Annotated in this window: 26 protein-coding genes and 1 tRNA gene; 14 read left to right on the top strand and 13 right to left on the bottom strand. The window is 42.7% G+C overall.

The annotated features are described in order from the left end of the window. The first annotated feature begins 4 nt into the window (after positions 1–4). The 12 genes from D0C36_RS14910 (at position 5) to D0C36_RS14860 (ending at position 8,693) form a co-directional block, all read left to right on the top strand. On the top strand, positions 5–745 hold the full coding sequence (locus D0C36_RS14910; RefSeq protein ID WP_117392405.1) for a substrate-binding domain-containing protein: 741 nt from the start codon (positions 5–7) through the stop codon (positions 743–745). A 163-nt stretch (positions 746–908) separates the two neighbouring features. Next, a complete protein-coding gene (locus D0C36_RS24540) occupies positions 909–1,055 on the top strand; it encodes a hypothetical protein (protein ID WP_157541623.1) in 147 nt (48 codons plus the stop codon). A 14-nt stretch (positions 1,056–1,069) separates the two neighbouring features. Continuing rightward, positions 1,070–1,963 (top strand): LysR family transcriptional regulator, encoded by an 894-nt coding sequence (locus D0C36_RS14905; protein WP_117392404.1) that lies wholly within the window; start codon positions 1,070–1,072, stop codon positions 1,961–1,963. A 9-nt stretch (positions 1,964–1,972) separates the two neighbouring features. Beyond that, positions 1,973–2,434 carry a hypothetical protein gene (locus tag D0C36_RS14900; RefSeq protein ID WP_117392403.1) on the top strand — a complete coding sequence of 154 codons (462 nt, stop codon included), beginning with the start codon at positions 1,973–1,975 and terminating at the stop codon, positions 2,432–2,434. Positions 2,435–2,549: 115 nt separating this feature from the next. Beyond that, on the top strand, positions 2,550–3,209 hold the full coding sequence (locus tag D0C36_RS14895; RefSeq protein ID WP_117392402.1) for an MBL fold metallo-hydrolase: 660 nt from the start codon (positions 2,550–2,552) through the stop codon (positions 3,207–3,209). 46 nt (positions 3,210–3,255) lie between these two features. Next, positions 3,256–3,864: a Crp/Fnr family transcriptional regulator gene (locus tag D0C36_RS14890; protein ID WP_117392401.1), complete on the top strand. Its 609-nt coding sequence runs from the start codon at positions 3,256–3,258 to the stop codon at positions 3,862–3,864. Positions 3,865–3,923: 59 nt separating this feature from the next. Next, positions 3,924–4,727, top strand: a complete 804-nt coding sequence (locus D0C36_RS14885) for a sulfite exporter TauE/SafE family protein (RefSeq protein ID WP_117392400.1) — start codon at positions 3,924–3,926, stop codon at positions 4,725–4,727. After that, positions 4,714–5,274 (top strand): YeeE/YedE family protein, encoded by a 561-nt coding sequence (locus D0C36_RS14880; RefSeq protein WP_117392399.1) that lies wholly within the window; start codon positions 4,714–4,716, stop codon positions 5,272–5,274. The genes D0C36_RS14885 and D0C36_RS14880 overlap by 14 nt, the downstream gene beginning before the upstream one ends. Then, positions 5,271–5,681: a DUF6691 family protein gene (locus tag D0C36_RS14875; protein ID WP_199502029.1), complete on the top strand. Its 411-nt coding sequence runs from the start codon at positions 5,271–5,273 to the stop codon at positions 5,679–5,681. The genes D0C36_RS14880 and D0C36_RS14875 overlap by 4 nt, the downstream gene beginning before the upstream one ends. 1 nt (position 5,682) lies before the next feature. After that, entirely contained in the window at positions 5,683–7,020 is a 1,338-nt protein-coding gene (locus tag D0C36_RS14870; protein WP_117392397.1) for an MBL fold metallo-hydrolase, read from the top strand. A 98-nt stretch (positions 7,021–7,118) separates the two neighbouring features. Then, on the top strand, positions 7,119–7,646 hold the full coding sequence (locus D0C36_RS14865; RefSeq protein WP_199502046.1) for a class I SAM-dependent methyltransferase: 528 nt from the start codon (positions 7,119–7,121) through the stop codon (positions 7,644–7,646). Between the two features lie 75 nt (positions 7,647–7,721). Then, positions 7,722–8,693, top strand: a complete 972-nt coding sequence (locus tag D0C36_RS14860; protein WP_117392396.1) for a YeiH family protein — start codon at positions 7,722–7,724, stop codon at positions 8,691–8,693. A gap of 63 nt (positions 8,694–8,756) precedes the next feature. Here D0C36_RS14860 and arsB read toward each other — a convergent pair whose 3' ends face one another. The 9 genes from arsB to D0C36_RS14815 form a co-directional block, all read right to left on the bottom strand. Next, positions 8,757–9,821: an ACR3 family arsenite efflux transporter gene (gene arsB, locus D0C36_RS14855; RefSeq protein WP_117392395.1), complete on the bottom strand. Its 1,065-nt coding sequence runs from the start codon at positions 9,819–9,821 to the stop codon at positions 8,757–8,759. Next, positions 9,821–10,240 carry an arsenate reductase ArsC gene (locus D0C36_RS14850; protein WP_117392394.1) on the bottom strand — a complete coding sequence of 140 codons (420 nt, stop codon included), beginning with the start codon at positions 10,238–10,240 and terminating at the stop codon, positions 9,821–9,823. The genes arsB and D0C36_RS14850 overlap by 1 nt, the downstream gene beginning before the upstream one ends. After that, positions 10,241–10,675, bottom strand: coding sequence for an arsenic resistance N-acetyltransferase ArsN2 (gene arsN2, locus D0C36_RS14845; protein WP_117392393.1), 435 nt, complete (start codon positions 10,673–10,675; stop codon positions 10,241–10,243). 11 nt (positions 10,676–10,686) lie between these two features. Further along, the gene (locus D0C36_RS14840; protein ID WP_117392392.1) at positions 10,687–11,256 is read right to left on the bottom strand and encodes a DUF6428 family protein; all 570 of its coding nucleotides are present in this window, start codon (positions 11,254–11,256) and stop codon (positions 10,687–10,689) included. Between the two features lie 53 nt (positions 11,257–11,309). Next, positions 11,310–11,642 carry an ArsR/SmtB family transcription factor gene (locus tag D0C36_RS14835; RefSeq protein WP_117392391.1) on the bottom strand — a complete coding sequence of 111 codons (333 nt, stop codon included), beginning with the start codon at positions 11,640–11,642 and terminating at the stop codon, positions 11,310–11,312. Between the two features lie 79 nt (positions 11,643–11,721). Beyond that, the gene (locus D0C36_RS14830; protein WP_117392390.1) at positions 11,722–12,669 is read right to left on the bottom strand and encodes a DUF5712 family protein; all 948 of its coding nucleotides are present in this window, start codon (positions 12,667–12,669) and stop codon (positions 11,722–11,724) included. A gap of 3 nt (positions 12,670–12,672) precedes the next feature. Then, positions 12,673–13,227 carry a BfmA/BtgA family mobilization protein gene (locus D0C36_RS14825; protein WP_147321999.1) on the bottom strand — a complete coding sequence of 185 codons (555 nt, stop codon included), beginning with the start codon at positions 13,225–13,227 and terminating at the stop codon, positions 12,673–12,675. 459 nt (positions 13,228–13,686) lie between these two features. Then, entirely contained in the window at positions 13,687–14,040 is a 354-nt protein-coding gene (locus D0C36_RS14820; RefSeq protein ID WP_117392388.1) for a hypothetical protein, read from the bottom strand. Further along, entirely contained in the window at positions 14,037–14,303 is a 267-nt protein-coding gene (locus tag D0C36_RS14815; protein ID WP_117392387.1) for a helix-turn-helix domain-containing protein, read from the bottom strand. The genes D0C36_RS14820 and D0C36_RS14815 overlap by 4 nt, the downstream gene beginning before the upstream one ends. 262 nt (positions 14,304–14,565) lie before the next feature. Between D0C36_RS14815 and D0C36_RS14810 the strand changes: the two genes are divergently transcribed. Next, positions 14,566–15,255 carry a hypothetical protein gene (locus tag D0C36_RS14810; protein WP_147321998.1) on the top strand — a complete coding sequence of 230 codons (690 nt, stop codon included), beginning with the start codon at positions 14,566–14,568 and terminating at the stop codon, positions 15,253–15,255. Positions 15,256–15,293: 38 nt separating this feature from the next. On the opposite strand, the gene D0C36_RS14805 is transcribed toward D0C36_RS14810, so the two are convergent. The 4 genes from D0C36_RS14805 to D0C36_RS14790 form a co-directional block, all read right to left on the bottom strand. Next, positions 15,294–15,944 carry a zeta toxin family protein gene (locus D0C36_RS14805; RefSeq protein ID WP_117392385.1) on the bottom strand — a complete coding sequence of 217 codons (651 nt, stop codon included), beginning with the start codon at positions 15,942–15,944 and terminating at the stop codon, positions 15,294–15,296. A gap of 4 nt (positions 15,945–15,948) precedes the next feature. Continuing rightward, the gene (locus D0C36_RS14800) at positions 15,949–16,221 is read right to left on the bottom strand and encodes a hypothetical protein (protein WP_147321997.1); all 273 of its coding nucleotides are present in this window, start codon (positions 16,219–16,221) and stop codon (positions 15,949–15,951) included. Positions 16,222–16,265: 44 nt separating this feature from the next. Then, a complete protein-coding gene (locus D0C36_RS14795; protein WP_117392383.1) occupies positions 16,266–17,504 on the bottom strand; it encodes a site-specific integrase in 1,239 nt (412 codons plus the stop codon). 255 nt (positions 17,505–17,759) lie between these two features. Continuing rightward, positions 17,760–17,833, bottom strand: a tRNA-Asp gene (locus D0C36_RS14790). Between the two features lie 352 nt (positions 17,834–18,185). On the opposite strand from D0C36_RS14790, the gene D0C36_RS14785 reads away from it, so the two are divergent. Further along, the gene (locus D0C36_RS14785) at positions 18,186–19,871 is read left to right on the top strand and encodes a sodium:solute symporter family transporter (RefSeq protein WP_117392382.1); all 1,686 of its coding nucleotides are present in this window, start codon (positions 18,186–18,188) and stop codon (positions 19,869–19,871) included. The last annotated feature ends 76 nt before the right edge of the window (positions 19,872–19,947 follow it).

Genomic DNA, 19,947 nt, shown 5'->3' with positions numbered 1-19,947 from the left:
CAATATGAAAAGATCGATCATTATCATAGTTCTCATGGCCAATGTAGCTGTGGCCTTCGCCCAAAAAGACACCCTTCACATTTACGGACCCGGCGGCCCGCTTTCAGCCATGCAGGATTGCGCTAAAGCATTCACCGCTAAAACAGGTATTCCTGTAAAAGTAACCGGTGGCCCGGAACCGAAGTGGCTTTCACAAGCGCAGGCAGACGGCGATGTGATCTACGGCGGTGCGGAATATATGCTTACGCAGTTCATGCAAACCCATCCGGGAATGGTTGATGCAGCCACACGTGTGGAACTTTATAAAAGACGCGCGGCCATATTGGTAAGGTCGGGGAATCCAAAACAGATCACAAGTTTAAAAGATCTTGCCAAACCCGGTATAAAAGTGCTGGACGTGAACGGAGCCGGGCAGTTGGGCTTGTGGGAAGATATCGCCGGTAAAGAAAACCTGATCGGCGCGATACAAAAAAACATCGGCGGTTCCTACGCCAATACCGCGCTGGGCATCGAGGCCTGGAAGAAAGACAAAAGCTATGATGCCTGGATCACCTACGCATCGTGGCACAATAATTTGAAGGATGTTACGCAAGTTGTGGAATTGTCTTTGGCATCACGCTTATATCGTGGTACGCCGGTAGCACTTACATCCAATACCAAACAGGCTACGCAAGCCAAACAGTTCATTCAGTTCTTGCAAAGTGTCGATGGCCATGTGATATTTAAGAAATGGGGCTGGGAATAAAGCTCATATTTAAAACCCTAACATGAACTGAACGACAGAATCAGCCTGTTTTTGCCTTATATGCTTGAGCTGTTTTTCATAACCTTAGGCTATCAACCATCTGTTTTGACGATGAAAATGACTTGGTGTTATGATTGATCTTTGAGTTATAAGCAAAGAGATCATGAAAACTATTCAACGTTATGTACATTATCAATTTGATGACCAAGCAATAATAATTGGCAACAAGGTTATAAATATAGCTGTATCAGTCATCGCCTTGGCAGCAGCTACTTTCCCATTTTTGTTGTTATTTTTCCGACTTAGCTAATAACATTTATCAGTATGTTCGATTTTCGATTACAGGTTTTTCATACAGTGGCCAAGAGGCTGAACTTTACTAAAGCTTCTGCTGAGTTGTATATCAGCCAGCCTGCGGTAACCAAGCATATCAAAGAACTGGAGGAACAGTTCAAAACGACGCTGATAGAACGTAGCGGGAATAAAAAAATATCGCTCACACCTGCTGGCGAAATGTTGCTGGCTTATGCGGATAGACTGGCCGCTGTTTACAACGAGCTGGACTTTGATATGAACCTGCTGATCAAAAAACATTCGGGTACGTTGCGTATCGGTGGCAGTAATACGGTTGCGCAATACGTGATCCCCCCGGTATTAGCCCGGTTCCACGAAAAGTTTAGAGACGTACAAGTGAACCTGGTGCCCGGTAATACTGAGCAGGTGGAACTGGCATTGTTAAACAAAGAGATCGATCTGGGTATAGTAGAGGGCATCCTGCGTAATCCGCAACTCAGCTATCAGGAATTTTTGAGTGATGAACTGGTGCTGATCTGTAGCGCCTCAAATACTTTTAAAAAGGACAGCATTAAACCGGAAGAATTAAAAGATTTACCCTTATTACTACGTGAACCAGGTTCAGGGACTTTGGACGTCATTGCTCACGCTTTAAAGCCTTTCAATATTAAGTTATCAGATCTGAATATCGAGATGCAGTTAGGCGGCACGGAAAGTATAAAGTCTTATTTGCTACACAGCAAATGTTTTGCATTTGTATCTGTGCAGTCGATATTAAAAGAACTAAAATACAACGAATGCAGGATCATTGATATCAAAGATCTGACTATAGAGCGTCCATTTTATTTTATCCTGCCACACGGTCAACCTTCATCGTTAGCAGAAATATTTATGCGATTCGCTAAAAGCTATAAGAGCCTATAAGCCTCTGATATGACTGAAAAGAGAAATAAAGTCATCATCATGTTTATTGCTGAAGCGCCTGGTTCTATCGATAAACATTTTTATTTAAAGAACACCAATTTATTCCGGGCAATGCGCACGGCCTTTGAACAGGCTTTTGGTAAATTTAGTTCTGCTGACGACTTTCTTGACTTTTTTAACAAGTCCGGATGCGTCTTGGATCACCTTTATCCTTTGGGTAAAGAAATATTGACTAAACCAACGGGTTATGCTGCCCGGCAGTTGGCAGATCGCATGCGTTCGCTTCAACCTGATCATGTTATTATTCTAATGAAGCGTATTGCTCCCGTTATCTGCAAAGCTGCCGTCGATGCTGATTTTCCCTCGTCTAAAATTCTAATTACAGCATATCCAGCAGGAAGTGAAAGGAACAGGCAGCTTTTTATAAGAGATGTATCAAATTGGTCAAAAAAAATGTTCGATAATATTTAGTTATCGCGATGTCTGTTTACCATAATAGATCTCTTTACGGCAATAGGATCTGATAGCTTGGTTGGGCTGGAAACTTTCCCATCATTTGAGGGTTTATTTATCATATTCAAATGCTATGAAAATATCTAAATATATCCACTCTTGCCTACTACTGGAAAAAGACGGTTTTCAGTTATTATTCGATCCCGGTAAGTTTACATTTGCCGAGGACTTAGTAAAAGTGGAGCAATTTATTAAAGTCAATGCTGTCATCATTACCCATAGTCATCCCGACCACCTGGACGTGGAACAACTGAAAGCCATCGTTAAATTAAGCGGCGCTAAGATTTATACCAACAAAGAAGTCGCTAAAGAATTAAAAGAGTCCGGGCTATCTTATAACTTGGTTGAGGCCGGGTTGTTCGATATCGGTCCTTTTGCTTTGCAGGCGATCAATGTAAAACATGAAAATATTCTTGATAGTCCATTGCCTGATATGCAGGCCTACTTGATCGATGGCAGGGTCTTAAATCCTGCGGATTCTTTTGGCACTTATGATGATGAATTTCAACAGCCTGAATTATTAATACTGCCTGTTATGGCTCCGTTTACGACAGAGATAGCGGTAGCGGAGTTTGCTGATCATATTAAACCCAAGGCCGTACTACCGGTGCACGATGGCTACGCCAAGGAATTCTTTTTAAAACAACGCTACGAGACCTATAGTAAGCACTTTGAAAAACGAGGGATCGTATTTCATCAGGCCATGCAACCGGGTTTTAGTATTAGCATTTGAAGAAGCAGTATTAGGTAATAGATCTTAAGACTGCTAAATTTACTCAATGATACAGTTTGGCCCTGCGTTGCAATTAGAATTAGAGGCAAATAGCCAGCGTAAGCAGTTGCCTGCCGGTACGGTGCTGATGTCGTCAAACAGTTATGTGCGTTCGTTGCCGGTGCTTTTATCCGGCAGTATGCGGGTGATGCGGCAGGATGAGGATGGCCGCGAAATATTACTTTATTACATTAAGCCCGGCGAAAGCTGCATCATGTCATTCCTGGCCGGGATACATGAAGATACCTCGAAAGTACACCTGGAGGTGGAAGAGGATGCCGATGTACTGATGTTGCCCATTACCAAAGCCAGCGAATGGATAAAGAGCTATCCCGAATGGGCCGATTTTATCTTTAAGCTTTACCACCAGCGTTTTGAGGAATTACTCACGGTAATTAACGAAGTGGCCTTTCAAAAACTGGACGACCGCATTGTTGAACTGCTGAAGAAGAAGGCTGCGGTATTTAATTCCCATGAGTTTCAGCTCACGCACCAGCAACTGGCAGAAGAGTTAGGCACTACGCGCGAAGTGATCTCACGCCTGCTTAAACAGATGGAAAAGAAGGAAATGATCATTCTTTCCCGCAATAAGATCACTTTAAATTTCCCTGTGTAACATAAGTCACTAATTACCGGGCTTAAAGCGGATAGCTTTGTTCCATCAATCATCAGATTTTGGAAATAGCAGGTTACGCAGCTTCGGTTTTAATTGGTTTATCCCTCGGTTTGATAGGCGGTGGTGGCTCTATCTTAACCGTACCTATTCTCGTTTGTTTTTTTGCTATTGATCCGGTATTGGCCACCACATATTCTTTATTTGTAGTTGGGCTCGCAAGCACCGCAGGTGCGGCCAGCCATTATCAAAAGGGCAATGTAGATGTGAAAACGGCATTCTTATTCGGTTTACCCTCATTAACGGCGGTATTTATAATGCGGCGATGGGTAATGCCGATCATGCCAGTTCATTTATTTACCCTCGGCCATTGGGCGTTAACCAAAAGTATGCTGCTGATGCTGATATTTGCCGGGTTGATGCTGGCCGCATCAGTTTCCATGCTACAACGGACAAAAGGAATCGAACTTGCATCAATTGAGATCAATTACCGAAGGCTTATCTTACAGGCCATAGCGGTTGGCCTCATCACTGGTTTTGTGGGGGTTGGCGGTGGCTTTTTGATCATCCCTTCACTGGTATTATTCGCCGGTCTGCCGATGAAAAAAGCTATAGGCACCTCGCTCATGGTGATGGCCATCAGCTCGCTATTGGGGGTATTGGGTGATATCACCGGGCATGTAGCCATCAATTATTCGTTCTTAGCCATCTTTTCGGGTTTCGCCATTGCCGGTATCATTCTCGGCAGTTACCTTACGCGGTTTATCAGCGATACGCGCCTGAAACCGGCCTTTGGCTGGTTTGTACTGGCTATGGGTATCTTTGTTTTAATAAGCACTTTAACCAACTCCTATGAATATCATTAAACACCCCTGGCCCTGGTATGTAGCAGGGCCATTAATAGGCCTCATCGTCCCGGCGCTATTGCTATTGGGTAACAAAACATTCGGCATCTCATCCACCTTGCGGCAGATCTGTGCGGCATGCATTCCTGCAAATGTTTCCTTTTTTAAGTTTGATTGGAAGAAAGATGCCTGGAACTTGTTTTTTATCGCCGGTATAGTGTTGGGAGGATTCATCGCTGCGCATTTGTTATCCAACCCCGGCCCGGTAGCCATCAACCCTAAAACTACCGCCGCTTTACAGCAACAAGGCATCAAAGATTTTACAGGGCTGCTGCCGCAGGATATTTTTGGTTTCAAAGGGCTTGCAACTTTAAAAGGATTTGTATTTATCGTTGTCGGCGGTTTCCTGGTCGGCTTCGGTACCCGCTATGCAGGGGGCTGCACATCCGGGCATGCCATTATGGGTATTTCCTCTTTGCAATGGCCTTCGCTGGTCGCAACCTGTTGCTTTATGATCGGCGGCTTTGTAATGACCTGGTTGATCTTACCTTATTTATTACAGCTATGAGGAACCTGAAATTTTTACTGGTCGGGATGTGCTTCGGTATCATCCTGATCAAATCCGAAGTGATATCGTGGTTCCGCATACAGGAAATGTTCCGCCTGCAAGCCTTCCACATGTATGGCATCATCGGCAGTGCTATTGTAGTCGCCATGATCTCCATCTTGTTGATCAAACGATTCAATATCAAAACGATCCATCAGGAAGCGATCATCATCCCGGATAAGCAGTTTAACTGGGGCTATGTTTATGGTGGTTTGATCTTCGGATTGGGCTGGGCGCTTACCGGTGCGTGCCCAGGCCCCATATTCGCGCAGATCGGCAGCGGCATTTTAGTTACCTCAGTTACCCTGTTGAGCGCCATAGCAGGTACCTGGGTTTATGGTTTATTACGTGAAAAACTTCCACATTGATATGAAAATTGAACAATTTGAAGATAAAGGGCTATCGCATTATTCTTACGCGGTATTAAGCGAATGCGAAAACAAGATCGTGCTGATCGACCCGTCAAGAGACATTACGCCCTACCTGTCTTTTGCCCAAACGCATGGTGCTGCCATCATCGCTGTGATCGAAACCCATCCGCATGCGGATTTTGTAAGCGGACATCTGGAATTGCAACAGGTTACCGGCGCGGTCATTTATTCTTCCAAGCTATTGGGCGCGGAATATGCCCATCAAACATTTGATGATGGTGATGAGATCGTATTCGGTAAAATAAAATTGAAAGCTTTGAACACACCAGGGCATTCGCCAGATAGTATCAGCATTGTTCTGGAGCATGATGGCAAGGACAAAGCTGTATTTACAGGTGATACTTTATTTATTGGTGATTGCGGCAGGCCCGATCTGCGCGAGCAGGCGGGTAACCTAACTGCGAAGCGCGAGGAGTTGGCTAAACTAATGTATCATTCGCTACGCGATAAATTGTTGACTTTAGATGATGTGGTTGGGGTTTATCCGGCACATGGGGCAGGTACCTTATGCGGCAAAGCATTGAGCGAAGCTAACCGCAGTACCATTGGTGCGGAAAAGGCAGGTAACTGGTCATTACAGGAAATTAGCGAAGCGGAATTTGTGCGCGAGTTATTGGCAGACCAACCGTTTATACCCAAGTATTTCGCCTACGATGTCGCCTTAAATAAGCATGGTGCCATAGGCTTAAAAACAGCTTTAGCCGATGTCCCTGTCAAAAAACCAATTACGTTAAACAGCAAACTGTTTATTATTGATGCAAGGCCTGAAGCAGATTTTAAAAAGGGGCATCTACCGGGATCGATCAATATCCAGGACGGCGGCAAGTTCGAGACTTGGCTGGGTAGTATCATCGCGCCGGAAGAAGTGTTTTACCTGGTAGCGGAAAATGAGGAGAAATTAAAGCAATTGATCAGCAAAACGGCAAAGATCGGTTACGAAGCTTTTATAGAAGCTGCATTCGTTGTAGCGGGTGGCGATGAACAAATGGCAGAGCTGCATTTGGCGCATTTTGCAGCGCACCCGGAGCAATATACTATCGTCGATATCCGTAATGAAGCAGAAATAAAAACACAGCCGGTCTTCAGGAACGCCATCCATATTCCACTGTACGAGCTTCGGGAATGTTTAGCGAATATACCTTTAAGTAAGCCTGTCGTAGTACATTGTGCCGGTGGGTACCGCAGTGCTGCGGGAAGCAGTATCATTGCCAACGCGTTGGGGACAAAAACCAAGGTATTTGATCTGGGCGAGGCGATCAAAAACTTTATATCCTAACAATGGCAAACAAAAAAGAACACTGGGAAAACGTTTATGCTCAGAAAAAACTGACCGAAGTAAGCTGGTACGAGCCAATACCGTAAACCTCGTTAACGATCATCAATAGTTTTGACCTTCCCAAGGATGCCGCGATCATCGACATCGGCGGCGGGGACAGTTTATTGGCCGATCACCTGCTGGCATTGGGCTACACCAACATCACCGTTTTGGATATTTCCGCTAAAGCCATTGGTAGAGCAAAATTGAGATTAGGCGATAAATCCAATGAAATTAAATGGATCGTGAGCGATGTACTGAATATTGTAACCGGCGATCAATATGACCTTTGGCATGACCGCGCAGCTTTTCATTTTCTTACCGAACCAGAAGATCAAATCAAATATGTGGCGGCGGTAGCTAAATATTTAAACGCTAATGGAAAACTTATCATCGGGACTTTTAGTATCGATGGCCCGGAAAAGTGCAGCGGATTAGCGGTTGAACGTCATTCACCTGCTTCATTATCAAACATTTTCCGGGAGCACTTTCATTTAACGGGAAGTATGGAGCATATCCATCATACGCCATTTAATACCGGGCAGCTATTTAATTACAGCTGGTTTCAAAATTACCATAACCTGTAGTTATCGGCCATCGCCTTTTATGATAAAAATCATCACTAAATAAGACGGAATTTTGGGGTATCAAAAGCAAAGATCATGGATACCCAACATCAATTAACTCAAACCCATACATTTCTTCACCTGAACGAAAACACCCGCAAATTTATCTTTATTATTTGCGTGACCTTGTGCCTTACACCATTCGTCAGTCCGGCTATCGCGCTGTTATTAGGTTTGGCGGTTGCACAATTATCAGGTCACCCTTACCTGCATTTAAATCATAAGGCTACACACTTGTTGTTACAGGTATCGGTTGTGGGGTTGGGTTTCGGTATGAACGTGCATAGCGCCATGCAGGCCGGTAAAGAAGGCGTGCTGTTTACCATCGCATCGATCAGCAGTACTTTGGTGTTCGGTTTCCTGATCGGCAAATGGCTGAAGATCGAAACGAAAACTTCTTACCTGATCTCAAACGGTACGGCTATCTGCGGTGGCAGCGCCATTGCAGCCATCTCTCCGGTGATCAAGGCCGAAGAAAAACAGATCTCTGTCGCTTTAGGTTGTGTGTTTATACTGAACTCTATCGCGCTGTTTGTGTTCCCGGTAGTCGGGCATTACTTCAACTTATCACAAACCCAGTTCGGTTTATGGTGTGCCATTGCCATTCATGATACCAGTTCTGTTGTCGGGGCTGCCAGTAAATACGGCGCACACGCTTTAGAGGTAGCTACTACAGTGAAATTAGCCAGGGCGCTGTGGATCGTGCCGATCTCATTTTTGTCGACCTTTCTGTTCAAAAACCAATCTAAAAAAGTAGCTATTCCTTATTTCATCGGGTTATTCATTCTGGCAATGATCGCCAACACTTATCTGCCGGTAGTAAAACTGATCAGCCCCTACATGGTCATGATAGCGAAAGCTGGACTTACCTTGACACTGTTCCTGATCGGTGCAGGTCTATCTCGCCAGGTATTGGCTTCAGTAGGATTCAAACCCTTGGTGCAGGGTGTGGCGTTATGGATATTGATCTCAGTGAGCGCCTTGTACGCTATCCTGCATTTGGTATAGATGAACATGGGGTCGAGAAGTATCAAATGCCCTTTTTTCGGTCGGTCGTTTTATTTTTTAGGATCAGGCTGGGTAGTATTTGGTTCTAAACCAAAAAGCCAAATTCACTAATGCTATCAGCGCCGGAACTTCCACAAGCGGGCCGATCACACCGGCAAATGCTTCACCTGAATTAATGCCGAACACGCCGATGGCAACAGCGATAGCCAGCTCAAAATTGTTACCGGTTGCCGTAAAGGCAATAGATGTCGATCTTGAATAATCGGCACCGAATGACTTGCCGATAAAAAAACTGGCAATAAACATAATGGTAAAATAGATCACTAATGGGATAGCGATGCGCACTACGTCGAATGGTATTTTTACAATCAGATCACCTTTTAAGCTGAACATGACGATAATAGTGAATAGCAGGGCGATCAAAGTTATCGGCGATATGAAGGGTACATATTTGGTATTGAACCATGTTTCGCCTTTCAGTTTAATGAGCGTATAACGGCTGATCACGCCCGCTGCAAATGGAACACCTAAATAGATGCCGACCGACTTGGCAATTTCTGCGATCGTAATATTAACAGCCAGACCTTTTAAGCCGAATAGGGGCGGCAGGATCGTAATGAATATATAAGCATAAACACTGTATAACAGCACCTGGAAAATACTGTTCAAAGCGATCAGGCCGGCGGCATATTCACGGTTGCCCTCAGCGAGTTCGTTCCAAACCACAACCATCGCGATACAACGGGCCAACCCGATCAATATCAGCCCGATCATATAATCAGGATGGTCGCGCAATAGTGTGATGGCAAGAATAAACATGAGTATCGGACCGATGATCCAGTTCAAGATCAGCGAAGCGCTCAATACCTTAGTATTGCGGAATACTTCGCCCATGTTCTCGTATTTCACTTTGGCCAATGGCGGATACATCATCAGGATCAGGCCAATGGCCAGCGGGATATTGGTGGTACCGCTCGAAAAGGAATTAATAAAAGTGGCCGATGAAGGGAAAAAATAACCAAGGCCAACACCAATGGCCATCGCCAGGAAGATCCACAAGGTGAGGTAACGGTCAATAAAGCCTAATCGTTGTCTTTCAACAGTCGGCGCGCAGTGGTCAATACTCATTAGTCCTTTAGGTTTTCGTTCACGAAATTCCTTGCGTATTGCCTGATCATTTCCCGCACTTCGCGAAACTGCTCCATAATTTGTTCATCTGTACCAGTAGCTTTGGCCGGGTCCGGAAAATTTTGATGCAGTTTAATAGCCTTGGTTGGGAAGTAAGGACAATTCTCCTTCGCGTTATCGCAAACGGTGATCACGTAGTCGAAAGGGATATCGGCATACTCATCTACATTGTTGGAAGTATGGCCGGATATATCTATACCATCACGCTTCATGATCTCAATGGCTTTGGGGTTTACGCCATGCGTTTCGATACCTGCGCTGTAAATAGTTGCTTTGTCACCTGCAAAATAACGCAGGTAACCTTCGGCTATTTGGCTGCGGCAGCTGTTTCCTGTACAGAGCACTAATATGTTTTTCATTTATAATTTAATTAGAGGTTTTGACATAACGACTGCCGAAACCGGGCAGACATGGGAAAATTCGGATGAAGCTTTTAACGGTTCGGGCACTTCTTCCCGGCTGACGCGTTTAAAGCCATGGTTTTCAAAATGACCAGGAGCTGTTTCTGTCAGCAGAAAAAGCTTGGTCATGTTTTGATCTAAGGCTGTAGCTTCAATTTTTTGCAAGAGTTGAGCGGCGATGCCTTGTTTTCGGAAATTGGGGTGAATGACCACCGAACGCAGTAGACCATTACTGCCGTAGATCTCCACTCCGGCGGCCCCGATGACTTCGCCATCGTTAATGGCGACAAAGAAATTGTTCAGTGTTTCCGGCAGATCTGCATAAGGTAGTTTGGCCAAACTTAAAAGTTCAACTACTTCTGCTTTGTAAGGTTGCGCAGCTTTGATCTCCATGATGAAGTTGTTTAACAGCAGCCCCCGCCCGGTGTGCAGCAGGCTTCAGCGGGTGCAGCCAGGTTCACTAATTGTACTTTTGGTTTTTCAACGACCGCAGGCGCACAACATTCCTCACCCTTATCATTCGTGCCGCAATTGCCGCCGCGACCAATAGCCTTGCATTGCACCGCATCCGGGCGCAGGTCAACGATTAAAGCATTTTCACTCACGATCATTTCATTGGGGAACATTTGGCGGGTATCAAATTCAGAGTTACCGAACTCGATCTTTACTGTACCATTGGGGTTCAGTGGCAGCATTTTCTCGACGATATCCACGATAGATAAAGCTTTGCCTACTTTCATCGAACGCTCTTGCTGTTCGCCCTCCGGCACCCAAAGCTGTACGATAATTTCTGTCCAGGCATTCATTACGCCGCCGCAATCCACGGAAGTGATCGGCGCTTGTTTGATCTCGGTGATATGGTAAGCTGGATCTACCAGTTTGCCTTCTGCATATTGGAATTGCAGGTCAAGGTCCGGATGCTGTAATAAGGTATCCTTAAAGGTTTTCCAATTGTTGGCTTCTATTTTATTCATGGCTTTGTATTTGTTGCTTATTGTAATATTACGATAGATCAAGCCAAAAAATTTTAACAGCAGCTATCGTTCTTTTCTGTGTAAGAGCCAAACAATATATTCAATTCCAGTTGCAGGGCTTTCCAGGCTTTGGGCTCAATACAATAACATACACTCACCCCCTCAATAGTCCCTTGTATCAGACCGGCATTCTTCAGCTCTTTCAAATGCTGCGAAATGGTCGCTTGCGCTAACCCCAGTTCTTCTACCAGATCGCCGCAGATACAGGCATTCGCTTTAATGATCTGCTGTAAAATAGCGATACGAGCGGGATGCGCAATGGCTTTTAACTGCACTGCCAGCTTGTTTTGCTGTTCGTTGAATATGTCCGTTTTGGTAATGCCCATAACTATATTGCAATATTACGATTAAATTGACAATCAACAAATTTTATTAAAAGACAGACTGTATCGATTACAAGCAACTTTAATAACGATAACCTTGACCTCTTTTCTTTTTCTTTTTTGGCCGGTCTGACTGGGGAGAGGCGGCAATATGTGTTTGCTCCAGTAATACATCTAAGAACTTTCCGATTGTTGTACCAGTAGATGCCATCATTTTTTGTGGTGTAGTAAATTGTTGCTGAGCAACTCCTTCGGCTAATTCCTTTATTTGATCTTTATCAGGGGAAAACTGTTCTCCCGCAGAGAGTATGTCCATTTGGCGCCTTTGTTCAAGGCTACCGTTTTTTATTACATTGGCATAAGCCATAGTATCATGCAAGCCACGGTCAAATTTAAAATGTTGATCAAAAATATGCTCGCCACATTGCTTGAAAGCTACCCGGTCAAATTCGCCCATCTTTTTAGAATGTTCGACATTTCTTCCGCGTGAGTTATTCATTGGGCTTAGCTTTACAGTATTGCCGGCATCCTTACGGCTGACAATCACTTGTATGTGCATTTGTTCTCCCGGCTTTCGTTCTCCCCGTTTTTTTAAGCCTTCCTTTACTTCCTTATCCTCATAACTGTAATAGCGGTAATTTTCCAATTTGGCAAACCATATCAAGTCATTGCTATCTTTAATATTGGCCCGGTTAAAATTGCGCGCATATTCATCCATCACCAATACTGCATAACCTTTCAGTAGTTCCTTAACTTGTTCCCGGTTATTCTCTGCGAACAGGTGATTGAGCTCTTTTTGACTCGGGCTGATATTTACAAGGAAGAATTTTGCATCATTGCGGCCGAGTTTAGCAATATTATTATCAATCTTTTGCCTTACTTCATAGGCGGCATAAAGATTATCTGTTTGATTAAACCAATATTCTTGCTGTGCATTATCTAAACGATTCTCCTTTTCCAGATAATTGACCAACCCTCCTGCACTGCCCTTGTTATCTGCTGTTTTGCTGTCTGTTATATTAATAAACATATCTTATCTTAATATTTCTATTTGTGCTTTTGTAGTTGACAACAATTCTTCCTTTTCCCGGCCGGTATTAAAACCACTGATATTTTCCCTGGCTTTCACGTAGCCCTCCAGTATCAACACAAATTGCTTCTTCAGTTGGTCTTTACCGGTTTGTTGAAGTTCTACACGCTTCATCACATCAGCAATAAGTTTAAACCTGTCTGATGCTGTTTGCTGCCCGGCCAGCATTGTATTTAAACTTGGCGACAACGTTTCGTTAAAAAAAGTTATAACATTCCTAAATGCTTCAACCATTCGGTCTACTTCCCGCCGGGTAGGTATCAGCAAATCATTTTCCTGGGTTTTAATGAAGCCAATCAAATCTTTATGGTTCTTTATGAGCGAGTTCTTTAGCATTTCATCATTCAGATCCATTGGATCTTTCTTGCTTTTGTAGAAATAATCTACCATTTGAATAAATATCTGTCGCTTTGTCCTTCCCAATTTCAAGGCAATCTTCTCAAACTTTTGATCGACCGCTTCGGGATACCTTACCGACCTGGTGTTAATGTCTTGCATACATCACAATTTTTTTGTTAAAACTTTGCTGGCATTAAACTATATATCTTGATACATAGATGTACAGATAGCCAGCTATATGGGATACCATTAAGTATCCTGAAATTGGCCTTTTTAAAGCCGTAGGAGCAGGCAAGTATCCCCGGAGGATACTTCAAACCCTTTTTGCAGCGCAAAAAGCAAGCAAAGTAGGGCTCTGCCCAACTTCCGCTTGCTCCCTTATGGGACAAGCCAGGTAGCCATCCATATTTGCACAGTTGATATTAAAAATGGTTGTCGCACTTCGCGCGACAACCATTTTAATGGCCAAGAGAAGTACTTGAGGGAGTGGACTTGAATGGTGGGTAATATCATTCTTGAGATAATTGAGTAATAAATTGATATGCCGGTAAATTGGTACACTGATATATGTTTATGTGGTTATCCCAATACAAAATAGCTGGATAACAATTTATCCAGTTACATAGATATATTATTACCAACATGGCTTTCAGAGTCGTTTACTTTCCAGTTTTCCGGCCAGTCAACCGTACTTGCTTTTGTCGGGTGATAGGATGGCAGATAGAGGATGTAACCAAAGTCCCGTAACTCTTTAATGCACTTTTGATAAGTGGCGGTGGATGCAATTCTTGACGTCGCCATTAAACCGCTTCTGCTTATTTTAAATGGACGCTGATAGCCTGAGCGCTGCCAAAAAATGAAAAGCCCTGAGAAAAGACTGACATGTGTGGGAAACAACCGCTCATCCTTACCCAGTGATCTGAATAACTTTGAATAGCCTTTTAAATCCATTGAAGATGATAAGGCTTTCATTTTACACCTCCTTCTAACAGTTTGTGAATATCTTCCAACTTGTAATAAAGCATTCCGCCAATTTTGGCAAACCTTAGTGTGCCATTGATACGCAGGTTTTGTAAGGTGCCTGGTGATATATTTAAAAGCTTTCTTACCTCTACACTTTTAAGCCACTTTTTCCCCTGGCTTTCTACAGGCTCGATCATTTGCCTGATCTCCTGGAGCAGGTCTTTTTTAAAATCATTCAAATCGTCTTTCGTGATCACTTCAATTGCCGCCATATTTGATTTGTTTAAATTGCAAAACAGTAAAAATTAATTATCAATGCTCCTAACGACTATCAACATCTATTTGAGAATCGTTGAAATGCCTAAATGATGCAGAACAAATTTAGTTAATGTTTTGATAAAATAAAATAATATCAAAACATTTCTTATTTTTGTATCATTCCACTGAAATATATTTAACGAGAGATATATTACATTTGAAAAATCATCATTGGCAGGTACTTAAATAATGGGGAAGATCGGTTACAAAACATATTTGAATGACAGGCTTAAACAAGTGGACTTTCATGGTACGCCGACATTTCCCTTATACATACAGATTACTCACGAACGAAAAAGCATCTTTTTTAAAAGCTATTATTTCCAGTTACTCTCAAAGCGTAAGTATTTGATCGTTGTTCCGGGTATAGTTTCTAGAGGGCCATCGTTGGAGTTTGTAAAGAGCAGGGAAGAAGTGATTATTAAGTATTGTATTGAACAACTTGGTGATGCTTTTTCGCTCGACATTTTCAAAGCATCATATGATGGCATGAGCACTGATCTGTGTGATATGCTGGAAGGTGGCTTTTTTGAATACCTGTTTAATTTCTTTTGGGACGAGGGAAACCCGTATATGCGGGACGCTATACAAAATGCGGTCTCTACAGTGAACCCGTATGACTTGCTTCATGACTTTAAACGTATGTTTAAAGCCGACTTTTATAATAAGTTGATAGAAAATTCCTTTTTTTATGCGCCTCCGTATTTGCCGCTTTATGGATTTAAAGATGGCCCGCAAAAAGGAGATCCGATTATTTTTTCTGTTATGGATTGGCAGGATGATTCTGTTAAAAAGAAATTTAAAACTTACGTGGAGAAAACTTACCCGTTTGCGAAAGCTGATGAAATAGTAAAAGCTGTAGATACCTGGGCACAAAAGTATTTGTCCTCATTTTCCGGAAAATGAAAAAGCCGCTCCATTTGAAGCGGCTGACAGGAAGTATGTTAACGACTTGGGCCTCTGTAAGGTCGCAATTCTTGTGTAGGCGAAGGTGGTATGAATTTCTCGACAATAGAGTTTATCCGATCGACAAACTTTTCGGGTATATTAATACTTTGATAAACAACGCTTCGATTTTGGATGCTAAGCAAGGAACGAAAATGTTGGTTACTTTTTGAAGCATCAGCGATCTCTACGTTATCAAAGTGATCGGCAAACCGTTCGATATATTCCAACCCTAAATCGTAGTTCTGTTGAATGTTTTTTATATCTACAAAATGTCCACCGTTTTTAACTCTTTCATTCACACGGAAAACAGATTGCTCAATACTATCTAAAGTCAAATAAATCAACTGGGTGGCATAACCGTGCGCTTTAAAATGAGCAACAACATCCATCAATGATTCGTCTCTGAAATTTGTTTCCAAAGTAAAATGCCGTCTATCTTTAACAGCGGTATTCGCCTGTCTAAAAAAATCTTTAGTCGCTTCCTCATATATGCGTCGTTTAGGCATATGAGGTGATTGGGCCTCTATCTGTGCAACAACTTTGTCCACGTCAAAAATAATGGCACCAGGTTTCGACAAATCTTTAGAGAAAGTCGATTTTCCCGCTCCATTTGGCCCCGCGACAAATAATAGTTGCGGGTTTGACATAAGATTAAAGGGTTTTTATAAAGTGTTCCTGATATTTATCGTCCATCCACATCAAGTCCTTGCGGTCAACGTATTCGTGTACCGCATGGGACGTAGTTGGGCAAACAGAGGGATCGTAATATGTGATGTAACCACCTTTAGCAAATTTTTCCTTTTTCATCGCTTCGTAGGTCGGCCTAAGTCGTTCCTGCCTTTCTTCTTCTGATAGATCAAAAAAGGATTTTAAACGTAAGTCGATTGCTGCGTTGTTACTCATGGTTTGACGGAATGTTCTCATACAAATATAAAAATTGAAATATTAAGAATTATGAATGTTGATATTTAGGCGGTCTTGGCTACACGTTTCTTTGGTAACAGTTTAGCCTCTAATTGCGACATGTCTTCGCTGATTTTATGATCCAAAACTTTGGCATATATCTGCGTGGTCTTGATGCTGGTATGCCCCATCATTTTAGATACCGTTTCAATGGGTACACCATTATTTAGGGTAACGGTAGTGGCAAACGTGTGGCGGGCAATATGAAAAGTGAGTTCCTTTTCAATATCACAAATACCTGCAAGTTCTTTTAAGTAAGCATTCATTTTTTGATTACTCATAACAGGTAATAATAGGTTTTCAGCGATACATTGCGGATGCTTATCGTAGGTGCGAATAATACCTGCTGCCACAGGTAAGACAGGGATACGGGAAAGTGTATCTGTTTTTTGGCGCTGGGTATATATCCAGGTTTTGTTGTCAATTCCTTTTACCAGTTCAGAACGTTTAAGCTTTCGTGCATCAACGTAGGCCAGCCCCGTGTAACAACTGAAAACAAAAATATCCCTTACCGTGCGTAAGCGTGCGTTCGGGATTTTCTTTTTTGTCAACCGGTCAAGCTCTTTAGTGTCGAGTACCTGCCTGTAAACCTTTTGGGTACGTGGCTTATAATTCAGATATGGATCGATTGTCAGCCAGCCATTACCCAGACAGATCCGCACGATCTTACCGAGGTTCTTAATATATTTTATAGCAGAATTATTGGCGCACTTACGGACAGTCCGAAGGTAGTATTCAAAATCGTTCAGGAATGCAAAGTTGATCTTGCTAACGGGGATATCAGTAATATTATATTGCCATTGCATAAAATCCTTGGTGTGCATTAAAGCTGTTTCGTAACGCTGCCAGGTGCTTTTCTCAAACTCATGCCCAATCAAAGCTTTCATCTTCTCATTGTGGTCTTCAAATATGGCCACAAGGGTTCTTGCACGTTCTAGTTTACCTGTGTAGCGACTCTTAATGGTTTCTACCGTTACTGTTTCATCGGCAGCAGTCATCTGTCTATGGATTTCGTAAAGCTGATGCTCAATACTGCTCATGAAAGCATTAAGGGAGCGGGCATCTTCTTTATTGCCGGTCGCCCTGCCGGTATCAATATCCCAGCGGTCAGGATTACATTTCCGGCCAATGGAAATTTCGGTACGTTTGCCATCCACAGTGATGCGCAAATAAATAGGGGCTGAACCTGATTCATAATTCTTAGGCTTTCTCAGGCAGAAAAGCACGGCGAGCATAGTTCTCATGTTGTTTTAACTTGCTTTTAAAGTGAACAAAATTGTTAATTAAGTCACTTGAAATCAAGATGCGCAATCACTGAACAGGTTGATATACAGATATATATCAGTTAATTCGGGAGTTGTTTTGTGGCTCGGCTATTAACTCCCGAATTATTGTCATTTTCCTTGCGAAAACTTGAATAATTTGGCTTGGCCGTAAAACAAAAAACCCTTCAAATGATATCATTTGAAGGGTTTTGCTTGGTAATGTTACCTTTTTAGCGGAATGGACGGGACTCGAACCCGCGACCCCATGCGTGACAGGCATGTATTCTAACCAGCTGAACTACCACTCCGTTTGGGACTGCAAATATACGCTTCGTTTTTTATTTCACAATTTTTTTTTTCAAAAAAGTGATTTTATTGTTTTTTGCCTTTATTTCCGTCAAAAACACAGTTTTTAAAAATTTAGTTTAAATTCGTTTTTCAATACCCCAATATAAACCGGTTTATAACCATTTAATTCTGATAAACGCATGCTGCTTTTTAGCATTAATAGGGGTACGCCCTTTGCAAAAAAGGGCATGTTGTTACTGACAGTCAAAACGTTATAAAAGCGGCATTATATTAAGGGTTAAAGCATCATCAAAAAACTCATTAAACACTATATTTATCCTCAAACCAAATAAACCCAATTAGTAAACATAGATGAAAACCCTATCAAACGGCGATTACATTGTATTTTTTATTTACTTCGTGATCGTATCAGCATACGGCTACTGGATCTACAAACGTAAACATGACGCCGATGCAACCTCAAAAGATTATTTCCTGGCCGAAGGCTCTTTAACCTGGTGGGCAATCGGCGCATCGCTTATTGCTTCAAATATCTCGGCCGAGCAGTTTATCGGCACCAGCGGTTCGGCATTTAAAATGGGCCTCGCCATATCTACATACGAGTGGATGGCTGCAGCAACCCTTATCATCGTGGCTATATTCTTCATCCCCATATATCTTAAGAACAAGATATTTACCATGCCGCAGTTTTTACATGAGCGCTATAACGGGACTGTAGCAATGGTGATGGCCATATTCTGGCTGTTGTTGTACATTGTGGTAAACCTTATGTCTATCCTTTACCTGGGTGCATTGGCCATCAGCGGTATATCGGGCATTAACATTATCTGGTGTATTGTTGCACTGGCGGTGTTTGCCGTTATTATTACCCTTGGCGGGATGAAGGTTATTGGCTATACCGATGTTATACAGGTATTTGTGCTGATATTAGGCGGTTTGGTAGCTACGTACCTTGCGTTAAACCTCATCAGCGAAAAATCGGGCACAACGGGCATGTGGAACGGCCTTAATATTATGCGCAGCGAAGCCAGCGACCACTTCCACATGATATTTGATAAGAGCAATCCAAATTATATGGAGATGCCGGGCTTATCAGTATTAATTGGTGGTATGATCATCGTTAACCTTAACTACTGGGGCTGTAACCAATACATCACCCAAAGGGCGTTAGGCGCTAATCTAAAAACAGCACGTGGCGGTATCCTTTTCGCAGCGTTTCTTAAACTGTTGATGCCGATTATTGTGGTTATACCGGGCATTGCGGTTTATTTGCTTTATCAAAAAGGTATGTTTCACCAGGAGATGCTAAGCTCATCGGGCGTTAACGACCCAAATAAAGCCTACCCTTCGCTTTTAAACCTATTGCCTAATGGATTAAAGGGTTTATCATTTGCAGCGCTTACAGCGGCTATTGTGGCCTCATTAGCAGGTAAAGCAAACAGCATAGCCACCATCTTCACTTTAGATATTTACAAGAAAGCTATTAACCCCGGCGCCACAGATAAAAAACTGGTTACACTGGGTAAAATTTCAGTTGCTGTTGCAATGGGCCTTGGTGTTATCATGTCACTATTAATTGGCGAACAACTGATGGGCGAGGGTAAACAGGGCTTCCAATATATACAAGAGTACACCGGCTTTGTATCACCAGGTATATTTGCCATGTTCATCTTAGGTTTCTTTTGGAAAAAAGCCACGCCGAATGCAGCACTGTTTGCAACTATTGGCGGCTTTTGCTTCTCGGTATTCTTTAAATTCCTGCCTCATTTTGCAAACCTGGCATTTATGGCGCCGTTCGGTTTCTCAAAAGACAATGGTGCAGGCGTTTACGAGATCCCTTTTATTGACCGTATGGGCTTTGTATTTATCCTTTGCGTAATTGGTATGTACTTCATATCAATGGCCGATCAACGCCGAGGCGTTAAAACCAGCGGCCTTGAGGTTGATGCATCAATGTTTAAAACATCACGTGCATTTACTGCCGGGGCACTTATAGTGGGTGGCATTATCGTAGCATTATATTCATTTTTTTGGTAAATATTTCGTTTACCGACAACAGAGGCGGCCATGTGTCGCCTTTGTTGTTTTACAAACACATCAACTGTATATCAAG

It is taken from the genome of Mucilaginibacter conchicola (genome assembly GCF_003432115.1).
Classification (GTDB): Bacteria; Bacteroidota; Bacteroidia; order Sphingobacteriales; family Sphingobacteriaceae; genus Mucilaginibacter; species Mucilaginibacter conchicola.
The sequence above is the reverse complement of the archived record's forward strand: the minus strand, read 5'-3'. Positions and strand labels throughout refer to the sequence as shown.

Coding starts and splice junctions, on each gene's coding strand:
- D0C36_RS14820 (WP_117392388.1), bottom strand. CDS start 14,040: ATGAAAGCCTTATCATCTTCAATGGATTTAAAAGGCTATTCAAAGTTA.
- D0C36_RS14840 (WP_117392392.1), bottom strand. CDS start 11,256: ATGAATAAAATAGAAGCCAACAATTGGAAAACCTTTAAGGATACCTTA.
- D0C36_RS14875 (WP_199502029.1), top strand. CDS start 5,271: ATGAGGAACCTGAAATTTTTACTGGTCGGGATGTGCTTCGGTATCATC.
- D0C36_RS14800 (WP_147321997.1), bottom strand. CDS start 16,221: ATGAGAACATTCCGTCAAACCATGAGTAACAACGCAGCAATCGACTTA.
- D0C36_RS14835 (WP_117392391.1), bottom strand. CDS start 11,642: ATGGGCATTACCAAAACGGACATATTCAACGAACAGCAAAACAAGCTG.
- D0C36_RS14900 (WP_117392403.1), top strand. CDS start 1,973: ATGACTGAAAAGAGAAATAAAGTCATCATCATGTTTATTGCTGAAGCG.
- arsB (WP_117392395.1), bottom strand. CDS start 9,821: ATGAGTATTGACCACTGCGCGCCGACTGTTGAAAGACAACGATTAGGC.
- D0C36_RS14905 (WP_117392404.1), top strand. CDS start 1,070: ATGTTCGATTTTCGATTACAGGTTTTTCATACAGTGGCCAAGAGGCTG.
- D0C36_RS24540 (WP_157541623.1), top strand. CDS start 909: ATGAAAACTATTCAACGTTATGTACATTATCAATTTGATGACCAAGCA.
- D0C36_RS14850 (WP_117392394.1), bottom strand. CDS start 10,240: ATGAAAAACATATTAGTGCTCTGTACAGGAAACAGCTGCCGCAGCCAA.
- D0C36_RS14815 (WP_117392387.1), bottom strand. CDS start 14,303: ATGGCGGCAATTGAAGTGATCACGAAAGACGATTTGAATGATTTTAAA.
- D0C36_RS14880 (WP_117392399.1), top strand. CDS start 4,714: ATGAATATCATTAAACACCCCTGGCCCTGGTATGTAGCAGGGCCATTA.
- D0C36_RS14895 (WP_117392402.1), top strand. CDS start 2,550: ATGAAAATATCTAAATATATCCACTCTTGCCTACTACTGGAAAAAGAC.
- D0C36_RS14890 (WP_117392401.1), top strand. CDS start 3,256: ATGATACAGTTTGGCCCTGCGTTGCAATTAGAATTAGAGGCAAATAGC.
- D0C36_RS14825 (WP_147321999.1), bottom strand. CDS start 13,227: ATGCAAGACATTAACACCAGGTCGGTAAGGTATCCCGAAGCGGTCGAT.
- D0C36_RS14785 (WP_117392382.1), top strand. CDS start 18,186: ATGAAAACCCTATCAAACGGCGATTACATTGTATTTTTTATTTACTTC.
- D0C36_RS14805 (WP_117392385.1), bottom strand. CDS start 15,944: ATGTCAAACCCGCAACTATTATTTGTCGCGGGGCCAAATGGAGCGGGA.
- D0C36_RS14910 (WP_117392405.1), top strand. CDS start 5: ATGAAAAGATCGATCATTATCATAGTTCTCATGGCCAATGTAGCTGTG.
- arsN2 (WP_117392393.1), bottom strand. CDS start 10,675: ATGGAGATCAAAGCTGCGCAACCTTACAAAGCAGAAGTAGTTGAACTT.
- D0C36_RS14830 (WP_117392390.1), bottom strand. CDS start 12,669: ATGTTTATTAATATAACAGACAGCAAAACAGCAGATAACAAGGGCAGT.
- D0C36_RS14870 (WP_117392397.1), top strand. CDS start 5,683: ATGAAAATTGAACAATTTGAAGATAAAGGGCTATCGCATTATTCTTAC.
- D0C36_RS14860 (WP_117392396.1), top strand. CDS start 7,722: ATGGATACCCAACATCAATTAACTCAAACCCATACATTTCTTCACCTG.
- D0C36_RS14795 (WP_117392383.1), bottom strand. CDS start 17,504: ATGAGAACTATGCTCGCCGTGCTTTTCTGCCTGAGAAAGCCTAAGAAT.